This window comes from Nonomuraea sp. NPDC048916, from assembly GCF_040649575.1.
Classification (GTDB): domain Bacteria; phylum Actinomycetota; class Actinomycetes; order Streptosporangiales; family Streptosporangiaceae; genus Nonomuraea.
Window position 1 is genome coordinate 26930 of sequence record NZ_JBEZFS010000021.1, and the last position, 17889, is coordinate 44818.

At 69.3% G+C, this 17889-nt stretch carries 20 protein-coding genes and 1 tRNA gene; 11 read left to right on the forward strand and 10 right to left on the reverse strand.

Features of this window, described 5'->3' with window-relative positions; all coding sequences use genetic code 11:
* Positions 1-163 precede the first annotated feature (163 nt).
* A complete protein-coding gene (locus AB0C16_RS22975; RefSeq protein WP_357685932.1) occupies positions 164-757 on the reverse strand; it encodes a hypothetical protein in 594 nt (197 codons plus the stop codon).
* 619 nt (positions 758-1376) lie between these two features.
* Positions 1377-1742 carry a hypothetical protein gene (locus AB0C16_RS22980; RefSeq protein WP_357685933.1) on the reverse strand — a complete coding sequence of 122 codons (366 nt, stop codon included), beginning with the start codon at positions 1740-1742 and terminating at the stop codon, positions 1377-1379.
* A 333-nt stretch (positions 1743-2075) separates the two neighbouring features.
* Here AB0C16_RS22980 and AB0C16_RS22985 point away from each other — a divergent pair, with 333 nt between their 5' ends.
* Both AB0C16_RS22985 and AB0C16_RS22990 read left to right on the forward strand, forming a co-directional pair.
* A complete protein-coding gene (locus tag AB0C16_RS22985; protein ID WP_357685934.1) occupies positions 2076-2543 on the forward strand; it encodes a hypothetical protein in 468 nt (155 codons plus the stop codon).
* Between the two features lie 275 nt (positions 2544-2818).
* Entirely contained in the window at positions 2819-3553 is a 735-nt protein-coding gene (locus tag AB0C16_RS22990) for a hypothetical protein (protein ID WP_357685935.1), read from the forward strand.
* Positions 3554-3790: 237 nt separating this feature from the next.
* Here the strand turns inward: AB0C16_RS22990 and AB0C16_RS22995 are convergent, their stop codons facing one another.
* A complete protein-coding gene (locus tag AB0C16_RS22995) occupies positions 3791-4135 on the reverse strand; it encodes a hypothetical protein (RefSeq protein WP_357685936.1) in 345 nt (114 codons plus the stop codon).
* A gap of 131 nt (positions 4136-4266) precedes the next feature.
* Complete coding sequence (locus tag AB0C16_RS23000; RefSeq protein ID WP_357685937.1) at positions 4267-4899, reverse strand: hypothetical protein; 633 nt, start codon at positions 4897-4899, stop codon at positions 4267-4269.
* Between the two features lie 317 nt (positions 4900-5216).
* Here AB0C16_RS23000 and AB0C16_RS23005 point away from each other — a divergent pair, with 317 nt between their 5' ends.
* The gene (locus AB0C16_RS23005; protein WP_357685938.1) at positions 5217-5342 is read left to right on the forward strand and encodes a hypothetical protein; all 126 of its coding nucleotides are present in this window, start codon (positions 5217-5219) and stop codon (positions 5340-5342) included.
* Positions 5343-5598: 256 nt separating this feature from the next.
* Here AB0C16_RS23005 and AB0C16_RS23010 read toward each other — a convergent pair whose 3' ends face one another.
* Positions 5599-5988: a hypothetical protein gene (locus AB0C16_RS23010; RefSeq protein ID WP_357685939.1), complete on the reverse strand. Its 390-nt coding sequence runs from the start codon at positions 5986-5988 to the stop codon at positions 5599-5601.
* 1449 nt (positions 5989-7437) lie between these two features.
* Positions 7438-7511 (reverse strand) — tRNA-Pro (locus AB0C16_RS23015).
* A 92-nt stretch (positions 7512-7603) separates the two neighbouring features.
* On the opposite strand from AB0C16_RS23015, the gene AB0C16_RS23020 reads away from it, so the two are divergent.
* The 4 genes from AB0C16_RS23020 (at position 7604) to AB0C16_RS23035 (ending at position 9601) form a co-directional block, all read left to right on the forward strand.
* Positions 7604-8029 carry a hypothetical protein gene (locus tag AB0C16_RS23020; RefSeq protein WP_357685940.1) on the forward strand — a complete coding sequence of 142 codons (426 nt, stop codon included), beginning with the start codon at positions 7604-7606 and terminating at the stop codon, positions 8027-8029.
* 67 nt (positions 8030-8096) lie between these two features.
* Positions 8097-8642 carry a hypothetical protein gene (locus tag AB0C16_RS23025; RefSeq protein WP_357685941.1) on the forward strand — a complete coding sequence of 182 codons (546 nt, stop codon included), beginning with the start codon at positions 8097-8099 and terminating at the stop codon, positions 8640-8642.
* Positions 8643-8649: 7 nt separating this feature from the next.
* Positions 8650-9405, forward strand: coding sequence for a hypothetical protein (locus AB0C16_RS23030; protein WP_357685942.1), 756 nt, complete (start codon positions 8650-8652; stop codon positions 9403-9405).
* A gap of 1 nt (position 9406) precedes the next feature.
* Positions 9407-9601 carry a hypothetical protein gene (locus tag AB0C16_RS23035; protein WP_357685943.1) on the forward strand — a complete coding sequence of 65 codons (195 nt, stop codon included), beginning with the start codon at positions 9407-9409 and terminating at the stop codon, positions 9599-9601.
* Positions 9602-10107: 506 nt separating this feature from the next.
* On the opposite strand, the gene AB0C16_RS23040 is transcribed toward AB0C16_RS23035, so the two are convergent.
* Together AB0C16_RS23040 and AB0C16_RS23045 are read right to left on the reverse strand one after the other, a co-directional pair.
* A complete protein-coding gene (locus AB0C16_RS23040; RefSeq protein ID WP_357685944.1) occupies positions 10108-10524 on the reverse strand; it encodes an ATP-binding protein in 417 nt (138 codons plus the stop codon).
* A gap of 14 nt (positions 10525-10538) precedes the next feature.
* Positions 10539-11309 carry a SigB/SigF/SigG family RNA polymerase sigma factor gene (locus AB0C16_RS23045; protein WP_357685945.1) on the reverse strand — a complete coding sequence of 257 codons (771 nt, stop codon included), beginning with the start codon at positions 11307-11309 and terminating at the stop codon, positions 10539-10541.
* 177 nt (positions 11310-11486) lie between these two features.
* On the opposite strand from AB0C16_RS23045, the gene AB0C16_RS23050 reads away from it, so the two are divergent.
* Positions 11487-11843: an STAS domain-containing protein gene (locus AB0C16_RS23050; RefSeq protein ID WP_357686040.1), complete on the forward strand. Its 357-nt coding sequence runs from the start codon at positions 11487-11489 to the stop codon at positions 11841-11843.
* Between the two features lie 23 nt (positions 11844-11866).
* On the opposite strand, the gene AB0C16_RS23055 is transcribed toward AB0C16_RS23050, so the two are convergent.
* Positions 11867-12496, reverse strand: coding sequence for a GAF and ANTAR domain-containing protein (locus AB0C16_RS23055; RefSeq protein ID WP_357685946.1), 630 nt, complete (start codon positions 12494-12496; stop codon positions 11867-11869).
* A gap of 146 nt (positions 12497-12642) precedes the next feature.
* Here AB0C16_RS23055 and AB0C16_RS23060 point away from each other — a divergent pair, with 146 nt between their 5' ends.
* Together AB0C16_RS23060 and AB0C16_RS23065 are read left to right on the forward strand one after the other, a co-directional pair.
* A complete protein-coding gene (locus AB0C16_RS23060; RefSeq protein WP_357685947.1) occupies positions 12643-14478 on the forward strand; it encodes a SpoIIE family protein phosphatase in 1836 nt (611 codons plus the stop codon).
* A gap of 121 nt (positions 14479-14599) precedes the next feature.
* The gene (locus AB0C16_RS23065; RefSeq protein WP_357685948.1) at positions 14600-15703 is read left to right on the forward strand and encodes a glycosyltransferase; all 1104 of its coding nucleotides are present in this window, start codon (positions 14600-14602) and stop codon (positions 15701-15703) included.
* Between the two features lie 96 nt (positions 15704-15799).
* Here AB0C16_RS23065 and AB0C16_RS23070 read toward each other — a convergent pair whose 3' ends face one another.
* Positions 15800-16894 (reverse strand): helix-turn-helix domain-containing protein, encoded by a 1095-nt coding sequence (locus AB0C16_RS23070; protein ID WP_357685949.1) that lies wholly within the window; start codon positions 16892-16894, stop codon positions 15800-15802.
* Between the two features lie 76 nt (positions 16895-16970).
* Here AB0C16_RS23070 and AB0C16_RS23075 point away from each other — a divergent pair, with 76 nt between their 5' ends.
* Entirely contained in the window at positions 16971-17888 is a 918-nt protein-coding gene (locus AB0C16_RS23075) for a proline dehydrogenase family protein (RefSeq protein ID WP_357685950.1), read from the forward strand.
* Position 17889: the final 1 nt, after the last annotated feature.

A 17889-nucleotide genomic window follows, 5' to 3' on the forward strand; every position in this document is an offset into this window, starting at 1 on the left:
GGCACAACAGAGGCAGGGCCAGAACACTGGAAGCCAGGACAGGGAACGTCAGATCGGCACTCATTCGGGTGAGCGCCGGCCCCGGCTCGGCACCGTGCTTGGCGCTACCCAAGGGACGGGGCGGCGGACAGTCATACGTCCGCCACCCCGCCTTTGGCCTCACTTACGCGGTCGTCGGCTGGCCCTCCTGGGCTTGCCGCGCGTTCTTGGCTTTTGCGCTGGCGAGGATGCCCGGGAGGTGCTTCTTGACGAGGATCCGCAGGCGGCGCTCATTCATGCCGGACGAGCCCACGACCTCGTGCACCAGCGGCTCGATGTCCGCCAGGTCCGGGATCGGCTCGGGCAGGACGCCGGCCTCGTCCGCGCGCTTGAGCAGGCGCTCGTACTCGTCGCACCAGTGCTGGCTGGCGCCGAACTCCTCCATCTCCTCCCGGCTCATCGGCAGGGCCTTCAGCGCGGCTTCCGCGTGCTGGGGGTAACGCTGCACTGCCGGGTCGGTGACGAGGAAGCGCACCAGCGGGTCCTCGGACGCGATCAGCTTCTGGTACGCCTCGGCCTGCTTCCTCTTGTGCGCCCGCGCCAGCTCGCGCAAGACAGCATTCTGCTTGTCCTCCGCCTCGAAGTAGGAAGCGACTTGGTCGGGAGACATGGTGTGGTCCCATGCCGGAACCGGATGTGCTCTGTACACGCGGTCGGTTTCGATGCGGTGGTTCCGGCTGTCGATGGCGTCGAAGAACGCCTTCACCTCAGGCAGCATGGGGAACTTTCCTTTCCTGTGCTGGTGGATGGACTGCCGGAAGAGGGCTTGGTGGTGAGGGCCCGGGCCGTTTGCGGCGGGCTTCCCCCGTCCGGCAACGAGCCGTCAGCGGCACGGAGAAGCGCCCCGCAACCGTCCGTTTCGGCCTGTTCCAAGACGTTTGCGCCAGCAAAAGATCTTGGAACAGGCCGAACTCGCCCACCAGGACCGCGGAGCGGGGCGAGAGGACGGTTGCAGGGGCGCGCCGCCGTGACGCAGGCTGCGAAGCCGGAAAGGGGGGACACCGCACGGGCCCGAGCGCCTCACTCAAGTGCCTGGCTGGCTGCCGTGTCAGCCACAGGGTGGGAGGCGGACGACATCAGTCGCCCTGTGAGAGGGAGGGGCGGGCTGGTGACCGGGCACGTGCGCTGGATGCCGTCAGGCGGCGCGGCGCGGAGCCGGTGTGCCCGTTACTGCCGGGAGCGTGAGGCAGAGAAGGGCGCGTGCCGGTCTCGGCGAGGAAAGGGATGATCGGCGTGCCGATCGTGACGCGGGATCGCTGGTGGCGCGGCCCTATCGTCCACGCGAACTTGTGGTTGCCGCCGTGCCTGATCTCGATGGCGCCTGCCTCGTCGAGGACTTATGTCACCCAGTCGTGGCGAGACTGACCGGGGCGACGCAGGGTGGCCTTGGCCTCCAGGAGCCGCCGTATGGTGTGGTCGCTGGAAGGTTCGCCGGCGCGGACCTTCTGTAGGCTGCGCTCGGGCAGTGCGGTGCCGTCAGGCAGCAGCCTCAGCGGTCGCGGTTTGGTGCGGCCGAGGTATCGGGCGCCTGCGGGGCGGTAGGCGATGCCGTCGTGACCCGGCAAGATCACTCGGCCGTCGGCGGCGATCCGGGCCACGGGATCGGAGTAGGCCAGGACGCCCCGCAAGCCCGCCTGCGCAGCCAGCCGGAAGACCTCCGCAAGGGCCCAGCTTTCTCCGTTGGACCGGACGTCGTCCAGCAATACGAAGCGTCCCAAAAGGCCCGGTACTCGGGTCCGTGCCATCAGGGGCAAAGTAGCTGTAAGTGACCAGGAGCTCCCGGACCGCTTGGCATAAAGGCTCTTACCGGGCATCGCGACCTGCGGAAACACGGCCGCCGTCGTTATCACGATGTTCGGCGCCCGACTCATTCCTGACTGTCCGGACCGAAACCTAGGAGCGGCGCGGGCAACCGTCACCGCCAGTCACCTGTGGAAACGCTCTACTTTGCCCCACTGTTTGGTGCGGCCTGCCCCGGGCCTGGGTAGCTACTTTCTGAGCATGCACCAATACGTTAAGTAATCACGGAGGGATCTATGGGACTCCCAAACGGACGGTTCTCCATCTTCAGGGGCACGGAGCTGCACGCCCAGAGCCGGCTGATCTTCGAGTACCGCACGCACGAGGCCGTCGGCCACCCCTCGCACCTGGTGGACACCAAATGGCTGTGTTGGGGCACCGTCAATGCCAACAACAACGCGCGCTTCCGCGCGGTGGACGGCAAGGAAGAGGACGACGGCTGGAGCTGCCGACTGCAGATCGCCGACGACCCCTACGTCGACTACTGGCTGGACTCCAGCGACGGCTACGTCTGCGCCGTAGGCTCCTCCAGCCAGCGGTGGAAGTTCCTGGGCAGCGGCGACCACTACGAATGGTGGCAAGGAGAACGGCCGGTAGTGATCAGCGACCACAAGCCCGCCTCGGACGTGGGCAGCGGCAATCAACTGCGCGCCCGGCTCGGCGCCACCCCGCAGATGTACACCATCAACCGGATCGACGGCTAAGCCCCGGTCGGTGAACCCCTGCCCATCGCGATCAGAGCAGTTTCTGCGATCGCGATGGGCAGGGTTGTGACACGCACTCGCGGAACGATCTATGGCAGCCAAAAAGCCGATCTGGTTGCGGTTCGATGCCGCGTTTCCGCTGGTAGGAGTATCTCACCACGTAGACGATCTCTACAGAACACCACGGCTGGCGGGCCGCTTACGCCGCCTGTCCTGGCGCGGTTCAACCCCTTCCCGGGGACAGCCGCGTCAGCCGTTAACGCTAAAGGAGCGCAATGAGCGACAACACGGAACCGAAGCTGATCTACGGCCAGGGGGTCGAGGCGTGCCCTGAGGGGAACTTCTGTCTCTACCGAGCCAATAACTTCAACGCGGGTCAGACCCCGGGACGTGGCGACAAGATCCTGGCCATTCCGACGGGCGCGCACGTCAACGACTTCTCCGAGTACGGCTTCGACCACAGCGGCGACGGGGTGAGCGCCGTCGTCAACAACACGGTCGAGGACAACGCGCTCTTCTCGGCCGCCAACCAGCAGGGACACTCACTACCGGTAGAGCGTGGGGCCTCGATCGCGAGGCTGTCGGACATCCCCATGGCCGGGAGTCCGAACGGCTCCTGGAACGACCAGGCCCAGTCCGCACTGGCAGCCCGCTTCGTCGGGAACCTGCGCGTCGACCAGGAACTGCGGGGCCACTGGGCGGAAGGCTCGGGGCACCTCTACTCCTACCGGCTCACGATGCACGCCGAGGACAGCCGCGTCATGAAATGGGCTGTGGGCTTCGGTGACCTGCCGGAGGGAACCTCACTGTCCAAGAGCTTCATCGACACCTTCTGGGGCGAGATCCACCGCAACGGCACCGACGGTGCCGTCCTGCTCGGCTCCCCCGACGGCGGCGGACACAGCGTCGATCCCGGGACAGCCCTCCCCATCGACATCCAGGTCGTATACCCCGACCAAAGCCCCGCCTACGAACGCCTCACCGGCCTGAACGCCCAGCAACTGGGCTGACCGGGCACCCGGCCCCACCGAGCTCCCCTGGACGGCCGCGTCTGGGGGAGTTCGGCCCGGATCCGACATTGGCCTTCGCCGCCTGGCCCACGCCAACGACCCCGAGAGGGGCCGTCCGAGAGATCTCGGTTACAGAGAGCTACTCTTCCCTTGGTGACACCAACCCGAGTGGAGGGCCCAAAAACAGGCTCTGCGCCTTGACCTCCAGGGCGGGAAAGACGTTTGGTGAGGCTGGCGTTACTGGTCGGCATGGACAAGACCAACCGCCACGCCGACCAGCCGGGGCCAGGCGGGGTCGAGGTGGTCGAACATGCCGTGCTGGTGGATGGCGGCGGGCCACGATGAGCTGTAGTGATGCTGTCGGACGAACGCTTTGGCGGCCGTGCGGTCGATCGGCTCGACGTCCTGCAGGCGTGCCCCGCACAGCTGGCAAAGCCTGCCGATGAGGCAGGCGGTGAGCTTGTCGTGGTCGACCATGCCGAATTCCGGTGCCCCATCGAGATGCCGCAGGGTGATCACCGGGACGACCATCCCCGCGTGGAGCGCCGCCTTGGCGAGCTGGATGGGAATCGGCGCGTTCACTGCGTGACCTTGAAGTCCATGTGCGTGGATCCTTCGTCCGATGGGGGACGGTCCCCGCCCGGGCTGGGCGGGGCGGGGGCCGCACGATCAGCGATGTCGGGCGAGCTCGCTGGGAGATCGAGCTCGCGTTGCTATTGCTCGGCCAGCGCCCGTTGTTCGGCCGCGCGCTGCTCGGCCTCGGCCCGCTGGCGTGCCAGCTGCGCTTCTTGCTTGGCCAGGGACGTCGCGTCATGCTCGGCCTCGCGAGCGCGACGATGGGCTCGGCGCCGAGCGCCTTGTTTGTCCAGTTCGGCGGCCTCTGGCAGCGACCTGTAGTGGTCGAGGAGTTGTCGCACGATCTGGCCCATCTGCTGAGCGGTCGTCTCCGGGACCTGGGACCGGCCTTCACGCCATGGCGAGAAGTGCTCCCAGTGCGTGGAGGGGTAGATGATGCTGGTCGAGGCGAACGCGATCCCGTTCAGGGCCGGCGCGTGCGGACCGGCCACCGTGCGGGAGCTGTCCCAGGAGTAGGAGTGGGTCATCTCCCACTCGCGGGTCACGTTTTCGCCGTACTGGACTTGCAGGGCGGGCTCGTCCTCGCGGGCCAGCTCGTAGGGGCCGATCCAGATGACGCCCAGGCCGGCGATGGCGTAGCGGGCGCCGGGCCGGTCCATGTCCACGGTGTGGTGGAAGCGGTAGCGGCGTGTCTTCGGCTTGCGGCCCGGGGCGGCGCCCTTGGTGAGGGTGACGGTGGTCCAGGCGATGCCGTCGCTGTGCTCGGGCAACGGGGTCGTCGCCGAGGTTGTCGAGCAGGCTGGTGTCGAATCCGCCGATCTGCCGGAGCACGCGGTCGAGCGCGTCGGCCACGTCCTGCCGCGACGGGATCCGGCCGGCTTGCGGCATCATCACCGGGCATGTGTCCGGGCAGCGCTGACCTTCCGCGGTGGCGCAGAAGGTGCACGGCCCGTTCTTCGGCACGGTGGCGGAGGCGGGGAACACGTCCTCGACGGGCCAGAACTTGTAGGACTCCTCAACCGTCTCGGCATTGCCGGTCGTCGGGTTCTCCACCTCCTTGGTCTTGGTCCGTTCGACCTTCGAAGCCATGATCCAGATGGCGGCCGCCTCGTCGGCGATGGCGCGGCCGTGGCCGCTCCAGAAGAAGCGCGGCTGCACGTGCGTGGCCTTCGGGTCCTGCCCGAAGATGCGCAGGCAGTTGCGCAGGGAGTAGGGGTTCATGCGGGCGCAGAACGTCCGGAAGGCATCGATCAGCTCCGGGGTGTCGCGCAACGCCGCGGCCGCGTGAACTTCGCGCTCCTTGGCGCGGGCACGGCCGTTGTCCTTGCGGCCCTGCCAGGCGGCCAGCTCCTCGGCCGTCATGTCCTGTCTCGGCATGGTGAGCCTTTCCATCGTGATGCGGACAAAAATCATGGGGCCGGCCGCGGCGCGGCCGGCCCCATGAGGGGAGAGAAAGAAGGGAGAGAGAGCTATGGGCGGGGGCCGACCTGCTCGGTGATGAGCCGCTCCAGGTCCTCGCGGGTGTTTCCGGGTGCGAAGAGGCCGTCGTCGTCGGAGTCGTGCTCGCCGTCGGGGTTGAGCCCGATCAAGTGGGCCGCCCGGTGTGCGACGTGGATAACGGGCTTGCCGCGCACCTGGAAGACGCGCCGCTGGGGGTCGTCGACGGTGGCGAGCATGTACTGCCACAGCGAGAACGGCACAGACTCGTGGTCAGTGGCCGTGACGGGCGTGCCATCGATGGACATCCAGTCGCCCTGAATGTCCACCAGCCATTGGCTGCCGGCGGCGAGCGCGAGATGTCCGGCGTAGCAGCAGCCTGTGCCCCACGGACTGCGGTATTCAGGTTCGTCCTGGCCCACGAGAGCACCCACCTACCCAAGTCGCGGCCGTGGTCATACGCGCTCCATCTGTTCAGTGGCTGTTCGACGGTTCGCCCCCCGTGCGTGCGGGCCGACAGCGTCTGATCATCGCGATTGTGGGTGTGCTGGGAAAGATCCCCGCGCGTGCGGGGCCGACCATCCGAGCTCGCCGGGCTACATGCGGTGGGACGGAAGATCCCGCGCGCGGGGCCGACTCGCAGCAGGAGTAGAAGACGCCGTACCACGCCGGAAGATCCCGCGCGCGCGGGGCCGACATGCCGACGATGTCCGCGAGGGACAACCCGCAGGGAAGATCCCCGCGCGTGCGGGGGTGGTCCCTCCCGCTACTGGACAGCAGCACGAGCCGCGCCGTCGGCCCTGCGCGTGCGGGGGTGGTCCTTCGAGGACGCGCAGGTCTTCGGTACCGTCCGTGTCGGCCCGCGCGTGCGGGGGTGGTTCCCCCAGACAGCACAAGAGCCGGGTACCTCCCACGTCGGCCCCGCGCGTGCGGGGTCTGGACAACCTTCTACGGGTGCGCCACGGCCATAGGAGCCTCCCCTTTGGGGGACCGTAGGGGGACCGGCAGTCTCGGACACTCCCGCTTCAGGGCGGCATTTCCGACACTGTCCGACCCACCCACGATGCACCTACCTGCAGAAATGCCAGAGCGCGGTGGGGCCCGACATCACCCGGCACGCTGATCCACAGACTCATAATCCGTGGGTCGTGGGTTCAAGGCCACTTGCCGGTTCTTTACCTTGTAGATCAGAACGGGGCCCGCATCCTTCCCCTGCGAGTCCCACGCGGCGAGCGAGCGCCAACGAAGGTGGCAGTTGAACATCACAGACCGCCTGGACCGCGCCGAAAGTGCCGGGGCCTGCCGTCGCGTGGCGGTTCGAGCGGACAAGTGACGGCCGAGGCCACGATCCAACGACGGTCCAGACAGCACGAAGGCCGGTTACTCCAATGGAGGACCGGCCTCTGACCTGCTACAACCTGGTGGGCGATACTGGGATCGAACCAGTGACCTCTTCGGTGTGAACGATGCTGTGGCATGTCATCCTCACTTCCGTTCGGGCCACGCGTCGCCGATGGGGTGCCGACTGTCGCCATTCCCACGCCTTGGGAACGCTCCTTTGATGGCCCCGGCCGGCAGCAGGACCTTGCATCGGCGCACTCCACGGCAGGCCACTGACAGTTTCGGTGAGGCAGGAGAGCGGGAGGAAGAGGCTCCGATCGGCGGCCTTTACGCCGTAGATTTTCGACTCCGTTTGAACACGATGTCCAACCCCGGTCCATGAACCAGCGGATGCGGTGACACGCTGGACAGACATGTGTCACCCGACGGCACCCAGCGGGAGGACGAGTCTTGATGACGCCTGGGTGACACAAGAAAAAAGCCACAGCATCCGATCTCGGATACTGTGGCTCCGACCTGCGAAAATGCAGTCGGGACGACAGGATTTGAACCTGCGACCCCTTGACCCCCAGTCAAGTGCGCTACCAAGCTGCGCTACGTCCCGGTCGTGCTCACCGCCCTGGCGGGCGAGACGTCATAACCTTAGCGCACATCGGAGGCGCACGCGTACTCAGCGGGCGGGAGTGAGGAGGGCCGGTGGGCCGGAGGCCGACGATCGATCGCGAGGAGCTGACCAGGCTCGTCGCCGAGGGGCTGAGCGTGCAGGAGTTGGCCGCGCACTTCGGTGTGAGCGAGTCGGGGGTGCTGCAGGCGAAGCGGGCGGCCGGGCTGGCCAAGCCGATGCTCGACCACAGCCGGGCGGTGCCGTGGAAGGTGGCCAGGGTGCACATGCAGTCGGGGCCGGCGACCAATCTGCGTAATCTGTCGGCCGCCGCGCAGGGCAGGCCGCCCGCCTCCGAGCGGCTGAACACGGCTCTGCGGTGGGCGCAGCGGCTCGTCGACGCGGGTCTCGACGTGGATTACGACCATGCTGAGGGGTTCCGGGAGGTGCCCGCTTCACCAGGTGAATCACATGTCGCCGGAGTGCTCGCGGCAGCGCGAAAAGCGCTGGAAGGCCGCTGACACAGCGTTTTGAGAGCCCGATCAGGGGCAGTCGCCGGTCTCTACACGAAGACCGGAGGCGAACATCATGTCCACCTTGATCTGGGTGGCCGTCGTCGTGGTCGCGGTGGTGGCGGTCGCCGCAGTCGGTTATGTGGTGCTGCAGCAACAGCGCCGTAGCCGGCTCCGCACCCGCTTCGGCCCCGAGTACGAACGGCTGATGGCCGAGCACGACAACAAACGGGAGGCCGAGCAGGAGTTGCTCGCCCGCGAGCAGCGCTACTCGGAGCTCGACATCCGCCCCCTGCCGGAGGAGTCGCGCGACAGCTACGCGAACCGGTGGACCGAGGTGCAGGAGCGCTTCGTCGACGCTCCCGGGTTCGCGGTGACCGAGGCGGACCAGCTGGTTTCGGCGGTCATGGCGGAGCGGGGCTACCCGACGGAGGACTTCGAGCAGCGCCTGTCTGACTTGTCCGTCGGCCACGCGGCCACACTCGACCATTACCGCAAGGCGCACGAGGTCAGCGGGCGGGCGGCCCGTAAGGAGGCCTCCACGGAGGAACTCCGCCAGGCGATGGTCCACTATCGCGCGCTCTTCGAGGAATTGCTGACCGAGACCACCCGAGGACGGTGAAGCGATTATGGGCGACGAATTGAGAGTGCCGTCGCAACGAGCCGATGAGGCCGGCGCCGATCACACTCGCGCCCCCTACCACCCCGGCTATTCCCCCACGAACACCAACGACGTACGGGCGAACGACAACGACGACCTGCGAGTGATCGAACCGAACGACCACGACGATCTACGGGCGAACGAGCCGAACGACCACGACGTGCGGGCCGGCGACCCGGACGGCACGGACGACGGGCACGCGCCGGCGAACGACACGGGCGACGAGCGGTTCGAGGACACCCCCTACCGCGACCCCTACAGCAGGACCGGCGACACTCTGGCCGAGCCGGACCCGGACCCCGTCCACGAAGAGACGACCGGCGTCGAGACGACCCCAGTGGTGGACCAGCAGCCTGCGCACACCGAGGCGGTGGTGGACCAGGCGCACGACGAGCCCGTGGTGGCCGGCGCGCCCTCCCACGCGGCGCCCCAGGAGGTGGTCCTGTTCGACCAGGACCCGGCCGAGGTGCAGTCCCGCTGGCGTGACGTTCAGGCGTCGTTCGTGGACGATCCGGGAGACGCGGTCCAGCGCGCCGACGGTCTGGTCGGCGAGATCGTCGAGTCCCTGACGGCCGCTCTCACCAGCCACACCGGCGAGCTGCGCGGCCGTTGGCAGGGCGCCGACCAGGAAGACACCGAGCAGCTCCGTCTGGCGCTGCGCGACTACCGGAACGTGCTCGAGCGGCTGCTGTCGTTCGCCGGCCCCGGAGAAGAGGTGACGTGACATGCTCGCGATCGTCGCGGCGATCATTTTCGGACTCGGTTTCCTGCTCGATCTGCTGAACACGCAGATCGCCGGGGGCATCTCCGGCACGACGTTCATGCTGCTCGGCCTGACGCTGCTGGCGCTGCACCAGGCAGGCATAGGCACGGCCAGCATCCGCAGTTACAGCGGCTGGCGCGGTCGCGCCCGCCGGTAGACCACGCCGATGCCCGGCACCCGTGCTCGAACCCCCAGCACGGGTGCCGGGCATCAACACGTCGTACGGCCCCAGTACGCATAAGGCGCCACGTACAGCCAAAGGCCGAGAGCCCTCGGCAGACGACCGGCCCCGGCCACGGCTACGGCGCCCGGCCCGCACTGTGCCGGCAAGTGAAGGCTTCAGCTACGGCGACCAGCCGCACAGGGCCGGAAACGGGCGCTTCAGCATCGGCGAGAAGCCAGACCAACAGACCCCGGCAAGAACTACGGCGGCGATGCGGGACGGCCGGGCAGCGTAAAAGCGGAGGCGGGTGGGCGTTCCGGCCGACTTAAGACCGTGCCAGTTACCCCCGCGCCCGCAACAAGGCCGAAGGCCAAATCACCAGACCCCCGGCAATCGCGGTCGGCCGGAACGCCCACCCGCCTCCGCGGCACCCCACGGAACCCACGAAACCCACGAACCCACGAACCCACGGACCCACGGAACAGACGCGCGGCACCCAGTCAGGCCTCACCCGGGAACCGCATGGTGACGGTGCTCCCGTTGCTCCCGACCCGCAGGTTGAGATCGAGGGCCAGCAACCGCGCCACCCACAGCCCCATCCCGCCCACGGACCCGGGCATCGGCCCGGGCTTCCATTCGCCCTTGTCGTGCACCTCGACGACGACGTCACCGTCGTCGACCCAGAGGCGTACCCGGCCGTCCGTGGTGCCGTGGGTGACGGCGTTGGTGGCCACCTCGTTGACCGCGATGACGAAGTCGCCGATGGCCTCCTCGGGCATTCCCGCCGTGCGGGCCTCGGTCTCGGCGAAGTGCCGGACCTGGGGCAGGTCCGGCAGCCGGAAGCGGAGCACCTTCACGGGCGCGCCGGGTGGCGGGCTCGTGGAGCCCGCGACTTGAGGATCAAGGTCCTCGTCCACCCGGAGATCCGCCCCTAACCGACGAGTTCTGTGCGTAGCTGGTCCAGCACCTTACGCAGAATTCTGGAGACGTGCATCTGCGATATGCCGAACTCGGCCGCGATCTCCGCCTGCGTCATGTTGCCGAAGAACCGCAGCAGCAGGATGTGCTTCTCGCGCGACGGCAGCGCGTCGATCAGCGGCTTGACCGCCTCGCGGTCGACCATGGTGCTCAGGGTGTCGTCGTCCTCCGGGATGACGTCGCCGAGTGAGGCGGCGTCGTCGTCGGTGCCGAGCGGGGCGTCGAGCGAGAGCGTGCTGTAGGCGGCGGAGGCGTCGAGGGTCAGCAGGACGTCCTCCTCGGTGATGTTCATCTTGGCCGCGAGCTCCGCCACGGTGGGGGAACGGCCGAGGTCCTGGCTGAGGTCGGCGACGAGTCTGTTGAGCTCGGAGCGCCGTTCCTGGTAGAGGCGCGGCACCCGGATGGCCCAGGTGCGGTCGCGGAAGTGGCGCTTGACCTCTCCGGTCATCGTGACGACGGCGTAGCCTCTGAACGCGTGGCCGAGAGTGGGATCGAAGCCGTTGACGGCCTTCATGAGGCCGACGTACGCCGCCTGCAGGAGGTCTTCCATGGGCTCACCGCGGTAGCGGTAGCGCCTGGCGATCTCCATGGCGAGGGGCCGGTGCATCTCGACGATACGCTCGCGCAGCCGTTCCCTCTGGCCGTCGGGGGTGCCTTCCCTGACCATCTCGGCCAGGAGTTGCTCGGCGGTCATCTCTTCGAGGATGTACTCCTGCACAGCCATCGCTGCTCCTCTAAATGCTTCACGGGAGCGCCTCGGCCAAGGGAAAAAGCCCAGGCAGAGGCACACCTCGCGGTGAATCGCGACGAAAGCCCTCTGCTGGACTTCGCCCCCAGTATCCCCCCTTCCGCGGGAAGTATTCCTCGCCACCGCAGTGACAGTAGGGTTGCCTCCGTGACAATGCCGGAGAACAGTGAGGGCTCGATCGCCGCCCTGAGCCTGACCTCGTCGACCGTGGACGAGATCACTGTGGTCAAGGTGGACGGCGTGCTCGACGCGACGACGCGGGAGCAGTTCGCCGACTACCTGTCCCTGGCCGGCTCGGAGCTGATCCTCGACCTGGCCGGGGTGACCTTCATGGATTCGCGGGCCCTGGGGCTGATCGTCCACCAGTGGCAGACCAGCCTGGCGTCGGGCGCCAGGTTCGCCCTGGTGGGGGTGGAGTATTCGAAGTCCAAGGTGATGTGGATCACCGGGCTGGCCCAGCGGCTTCCCCTCTACGACACGCTGGACGACGCTTTGGCCGCCATTGGCTAGTGGCGCGACCCGCGCCGGTGTGGCTAACGGCGTGACTTGCGCTGGTGCTCCTCGACCAGCAGCCGGGCCAGGTCGGCCACCTTGACCTGGTGATGTTGCGAGATCCGGCGCAGCTCCTCGAAGGCGGCCTCGGCGGTGCATCCGCTGGTCTGCATGATGATGCCCTTGGCCTGGTCGATCACGGCCCGGCCGGCGAGGGCCTCCTGCAGCTGGGCGGCGTCGGTCCGTACGTCCTCGAAGTCGGACATGTTGGCCATGGCCACGCCGACCTGCTCGGTCAGCATCTCGGCGAGCGCGTGCGCGGCCATCGGGGAGAAGGCGCCGGCCCGTACCGAATAGAGGCCGACGACCAGCAGCGCCGGGGGCACCTTGATCGGCAGGGCGAGCACCGAGCGTACGCTCCAGCGGGTGGCCAGGGCGGCGTAGCGGGGCCATCGGCCGTCGGTCAGCACGTCGGTCACGACCACGCGGCCGCCGGTCCGCCGTGCGTCGATGCCGGGGCCCTCACCGAGGTCGTGCTCCCCCTCGACGAGCATGATGAGCTCGCTGTGCGAGCCCGAGACGAGCACCCGCTGGTCGCGCCAGTGCTCGGCCGAACCTCCGGAGCAGCCTGGCACGCCTGCCGCGAGCGCGGTGGTGAGGCCACGGAGCACACTTTCTGTGGATGTGTCCTGTTTGAGGCGTCCCAGGGCCGCCAGATCCCGGGCCAGGCCGGATGTCATCATTGCCGTCGATTCCATAACAAAGTGCCCCTACCCCTTAGTAGCTAGCATTATCCCCCGTGGCGTAGCGTCAGAGGATGACCATGCCCGACCTCGAACACGCCCTGGACGCGCTCGCCGCGCGTGTCTCCTCGTTGCGTGAGGCGAGGACGGCCTACCCCTCTGACCTCGCGCCCACCCTGGACGCGGCGCTGGCCGAGCTCGACACCGCCGCCGAGTTGCTGGCCGCGGCCGGCGAGGAGCTGCACAAGGCGGCGGGCAGGCGGCCGGGCGGCAAGAAGGAGGGTCCGCAGCGGGAGCTCAAGCTGCTGCGCCAGGTCTTCAGGGCCTTCCCGGTCCCGGTGATCGTGCTCGACGGCGGCGGGGTGATCAGGCGCATCAACGGGGAGACCTCGCGGGTGCTGGGCAGCCCCGACGGCTACCTGGTGGGCCGGTCGTTCCCGCTGCTGGTCGACGTGTCGAGGCGGGCGGCGTTCCGCTCGCACCTCACGTCGGTGCTGCAGACCGGGCAGCCGGCGGCGTTCGAGACGCGGCTGGCGCATCAGGGCCGGACACACACCGTGCAGCTGGCGCTGACCCGGCTGACGATGCCGGGAGAGCCGCAGCAGATGGTGGCCGCCGTCGCGCTGCCGACCGAGGTGCAGTTGCCCGGGCCGGACACCGGGCGGCCGGAGCAGTCCGACGGCGCGCTGCTGATGGCGGCCTCGAAACGGCAGGACCTGCTGGCCCGGATGGGCGCGCTGCTGCTCGACGATGACGCGCTCAGGCAGCCGATCGCGCTGGCCAGGGCGACGCGGCTGCTGGCGGCCGACTGGGCCGACTGGGTGATCGCGGACATGGTGCGCGAGGGGCTGCCGCGCCGCGCGATCGTGGTCGCGCCCAAGAACCACCCGCTGGGCGGCCTGGTGCGGCAGGTGGAGGACGCCGACCCGGCGGCGAGCCAGGTGGTGGCCCAGGTGCTGGAGCGTGGTTCCGGCGTGGTGCACGAGATGATCGACGACGAGACGATTCTCGGGTTCTGCGCCGACGGGCCGCTGCTGACCGCGATGGGGGCCGGCTCGCTGCTGTGCGTGCCGATCGGCGCGACCGACGGCGCGCTGACGCTGATCAGGGCGGGCGACCGGGCGCCGTTCACGCTGGCCGACCTGGGCGTCGTCCAGGAGGTCGGGCTCCAGCTCGGGCTGGCGGTGCGCGCGCAGAGCAGCTTCCAGAGCCGGTCGCGGGCGGCGGAGGCGCTGACGGCGAGCGTCGCGCCGCGCAACCTGCCGGACGTGCCCGGCTACGAGGCGAGCGCGATCTACAATCCCGGCGCGTCGGTGGGCGCCGAGTTCTACGACGTGTTCCCCGTCACGGGCGGCTGGGGATTCGCCCTGGGCGGCGCCGCGGGCAAGGGTGAGGAGGCGGCGTCGGTCAGCGCGATGGTGCGGGGCGGCCTGCGGGTGCTCAGCGCCTGGGACTCCGACCCCGACGTCGTGGTGCGCAAGGTCAACGAGGCCCTGGTCAAGCAGGGCACCGGCATGTTCGTGATGGCGGTCACGGGGTTCGTACAGGGGCGCAAGATCCGTCTGTCGTCGGCGGGGCACCATCCGGCGGCGCTGCTGCATCCCGACGGGGGCGTGCGCTTCGCCACGGGCGGCGGGGTGCCGCTGGGCATCTCGCCCGAGGCGGAGACCGGGGTGGAGGATCTCACCGTCGGTGTGGGCGAGACCCTGGTCCTCTACTCCGAGGGTTTGATCTCCTCCAGAAACGAGACGGGCGAGACCTACGGCGAGGAGCGGCTGGCCGACGTGCTGGGCAGATGCACTGGTCAGGCGCCCGCCACGGTGGTCAAGGCGATCGAGGCCGACCGGCACGCCTTCTCCGGCGGGCAGGTGTGGGACGAGATCGTCATCCTCGCCCTCCGAGGCGTGTGACCCAGAAGTCTGATCTGTGGGGGTTTGCGACTCAGCGGTTCTTGGGTAAAGTCTTGAAAGCAGATAGACGTGCCTAAGACGCAGGCACACCTTGAAAGCTTTTTTCACGCTGAGGTGTGCCATGAATATCGCGATCGTCGCTTCCGTGTCCGGCAACAAGCGCCACCACCTGCACGCCATAGCGCGCGAACTGGGGCGAGACCACCACGTCACCATCTACTCCCGCCGTGACAGCGCCGAGGGCAAGTCCAGGACGCGGGTGGCCCCGGGGGTCATGGTGGAGCACATCGACGTGGGCCCGGCTCAGAGCCTCACCCCCGACGACGTCGTCCCCTACCTCAACGACGTCGGCAACCACCTGATGAAGCGGTGGAACCAGGACCGGCCGGACGTGATCCACGCCTACTCCTGGACCGGGGGGCTCGCCGCGGTCGCCGGCGCCAAGGGGCTGGACGTGCCCGTGACGCAGACCTTCCACACCGTGGACCCCACCCACCTGAAGCTGGAGCGGGCGCTCGGCCGCAGGGCCGACGCCGTCATCGCCGGGTCGGGTGACGAGGAGTCGGCGCTGATCAGGCTCGGCGTCCCGCGCAGCAACATCGCCATCGTCCCCTACGGCATCGACACCGAGCGCTTCCACCGCCAGGGCGCCGCCGCCTCGCGCGGTTCCCGCAAGCGGCTGCTGCACGTGGGTCCCCTGTCGCCGGACCGCGGCGCGCACACGATCGTCCGCGCGCTGCAGGGGCTGACGGACGTCGAACTCGTGGTGGCGGGCGGCCCCGACCCCGACCTGCTCGACGACGACAGAGAGGTACGCCGCCTGCGCGCCCTGGCCGAGCAGCTCGGCGTGGCCGACCGGGTGACCCTGCTCGGGCAGGTCAAGCGCACCGCGGTGCCGAAGCTGATGCGCAGCGCCGACGCGGTGGTGTCGGTGCCGCGCGAGGCCTCGACCGGCATCGTCGCGCTGGAGGCGATGGCCTGCGGCGTGCCGGTGATCGCCTCGGCCGTCGGCGCGCACCTCGACTCCGTCATCGACGGCGTGACCGGCCTGCTGGTGCCGCCGGACCGGCCCGCCCGCACCGCCCGGCTGGCCCGCGAGCTGCTGACCGACCCGACGCTGCGGACCGCCCTCGGCTACGCCGGCGCGGACCGCGCCCGCTCCCGTTACTCGTGGGAGCGCGTCAGCCAGGAACTCGTCCGCGTGTACGAGGCCGCCTGCGCCTGACGCCCCGCCGCGTCGCTCGCCTGACCATTCCCCCGCCTGACCATTCCCCCGCCTGACCATTCCCCCCGCCTGACCCTGTCCTCCCACCTGACCCGGCTACCCCGCCGGGAACGGCCGCACCGCTCCCCCGCCGTCGCGGGGGCGCAGGCGGGCCGCCTTGAGGCCCAGGTGGACGGTCAGCCGGTCGTCGCCGTCGGACAGGTCGCGGCCCAGCAGGCGTTCGGCCTTGCCGAGGCGGTAGTAGAGCGTCTGGCGGTGGATGCCGAGCTCGGCGGCGGTCTTCTGGGCGTGGCCGCCGAGGTCGAGGTAGGTCTCGACGGTGTGGGCCAGCTCGGGGTCGAGCGCCGCGACCTCGGCGGCCAGCTCCCGCAGGTCGGCCTGGCCGAGCTTGGCCAGCAGCCGGTGGACCCCGAGGTCCTCCCACCACGCCACGGCGGCGAACCGGGGGAAGTGCTCGGCCACGCGCAGGGCCTGGCGAGCCTCCCGCCAGCTCTGCCAGGCGTCGGCCGGGTCGTCCCTGGGCGCGCCGATGCCGGCCGCGGTGCCGTACGCGCTCCGCAGGGTCTGGGCGACCTCGCCGGCCAGGCGCGCGGGGACGAGCAGCGCCACCGGCGAGCCGGCGTGGGCGAGCACGCCGCGCGGCAGGGTCCACAGGGCGGCGACGCGCTCCTCCGGCTCGCACACGGCGATCGCCGTGACGGGCCCCTCGATCTCGATCGCGGAGCCGGCCCGCTCGTCGGGGTCGGCGGAGAGCAGGGCGCGCAGCCCCCGGCTGAGGTCCTGGCGGCTGCGGGCCTCCTGGGCGAGCGCGGCGGCGGCCCTGGCGACGAGCGGCTCCACGGGGCGCAGCGCCTCGTCGGTGAGGCTGCCCGAGTCGAGCAGCCACAGGTAGCCGTAGGTCACGTCACGGGAACGCAGCGGCCAGCAGACCCGGGCCAGCACCTTGAGACCGGCGTCGGCGGGGATGCGGACGGGGGTGCCGGCCCTGGCGATGCCGTAGCGCTCGAAGTAGTCGCGGACCTCGGGGGTGGCGCGCCTGCGCAGGATCGACTCCTGGCGCACGGTGTCGATGTCACCGTGCTGCGCTCCGTACGCGAGCAGGCGGAACGAGCGGTCCTCCAGCGTCGCGGACGCCCCCAGCAGGCGGGCGATCTCGTCGACGGTGTCCTGCAGATCAGCCGAATTGTCCATGTGTATGACAGCCTGCCACACCGGACGTTACGCCCGTCGATGGCCGCCGTGTGAGCTGCGGTTTTAGGCTGGTCGCATGCTCGGTCATCTACTCCTTGCCGCCTCCCGGAGCGGTCTGGTGCGACGTTCCGTGTCCGGATTCCCGCTCACGCGCAAGGTCGTCGACCGGTTCGTGGCCGGTGAGAGCGTCCAGGACGCCCGCGACGCCGTCGCCCGGCTCAGCGAGGCGAAGCTGGCCGTGACCGTGGACCATCTCGGCGAGGAGACCCTCGACGCGGGCGCCGCGGAGGCGACCGCGGAGGCGTACGTCACCCTGCTGGAGGCGCTGCGGCCGCTGAACCTCGGCGACGCCGCCGAGGTGTCGGTGAAGCTGTCGGCCGTCGGGCAGGCGTTCGACGAGGGGAAGGCGCTCGAGCACGCGCGGCGGATCTGCGCCGCCGCCGCGGCCGGCGGCTCGGCCGTCACGCTCGACATGGAGGACCACACCACCGTCGACTCGACGCTCCGGATCCTGCGCGAGCTGCGCGCCGACCATCCGTCGACCGGCGTGGCCATCCAGGCCTACCTGTTCCGCAGCGAGGACGACTGCCGCGAGCTGTCCACCGCCGGCAGCAGGGTGCGGCTGGTCAAGGGCGCCTATCGGGAGCCCGCCTCGGTCGCCCACCAGAGCAAGGCCGAAGTCGACAAAGCCTACGTGCGGTGCCTGCGGATCCTCATGTCGGGGAAGGGGTATCCCATGGTGGCGACGCACGACGACAGGATCATCTCCATCGCGGAGTTGCTCGCCGACCGGTTCGGCCGGACGGTCGGCGGCCACGAATACCAGATGCTGTACGGGATCCGCACCGACCGGCAGGAGGCCCTGGCGGGGGCCGGCCACACGGTCCGCGTCTACGTCCCCTACGGCCATGACTGGTACGGCTACTTCATGCGCCGTCTGGCCGAGCGCCCCGCCAACATCGCCTTCTTCCTTCGTGCCCTTGGGGGTAAGTGAA

Coding starts and splice junctions, on each gene's coding strand:
- AB0C16_RS22975 (WP_357685932.1), bottom strand. CDS start 757: ATGCTGCCTGAGGTGAAGGCGTTCTTCGACGCCATCGACAGCCGGAAC.
- AB0C16_RS22985 (WP_357685934.1), top strand. CDS start 2,076: ATGGGACTCCCAAACGGACGGTTCTCCATCTTCAGGGGCACGGAGCTG.
- AB0C16_RS22990 (WP_357685935.1), top strand. CDS start 2,819: ATGAGCGACAACACGGAACCGAAGCTGATCTACGGCCAGGGGGTCGAG.
- AB0C16_RS23005 (WP_357685938.1), top strand. CDS start 5,217: ATGATCCAGATGGCGGCCGCCTCGTCGGCGATGGCGCGGCCGTGGCCG.
- AB0C16_RS23025 (WP_357685941.1), top strand. CDS start 8,097: ATGTCCACCTTGATCTGGGTGGCCGTCGTCGTGGTCGCGGTGGTGGCG.
- AB0C16_RS23030 (WP_357685942.1), top strand. CDS start 8,650: ATGGGCGACGAATTGAGAGTGCCGTCGCAACGAGCCGATGAGGCCGGC.
- AB0C16_RS23035 (WP_357685943.1), top strand. CDS start 9,407: ATGCTCGCGATCGTCGCGGCGATCATTTTCGGACTCGGTTTCCTGCTC.
- AB0C16_RS23045 (WP_357685945.1), bottom strand. CDS start 11,309: ATGGCTGTGCAGGAGTACATCCTCGAAGAGATGACCGCCGAGCAACTC.
- AB0C16_RS23050 (WP_357686040.1), top strand. CDS start 11,487: ATGCCGGAGAACAGTGAGGGCTCGATCGCCGCCCTGAGCCTGACCTCG.
- AB0C16_RS23060 (WP_357685947.1), top strand. CDS start 12,643: ATGACCATGCCCGACCTCGAACACGCCCTGGACGCGCTCGCCGCGCGT.
- AB0C16_RS23065 (WP_357685948.1), top strand. CDS start 14,600: ATGAATATCGCGATCGTCGCTTCCGTGTCCGGCAACAAGCGCCACCAC.
- AB0C16_RS23070 (WP_357685949.1), bottom strand. CDS start 16,894: ATGGACAATTCGGCTGATCTGCAGGACACCGTCGACGAGATCGCCCGC.
- AB0C16_RS23075 (WP_357685950.1), top strand. CDS start 16,971: ATGCTCGGTCATCTACTCCTTGCCGCCTCCCGGAGCGGTCTGGTGCGA.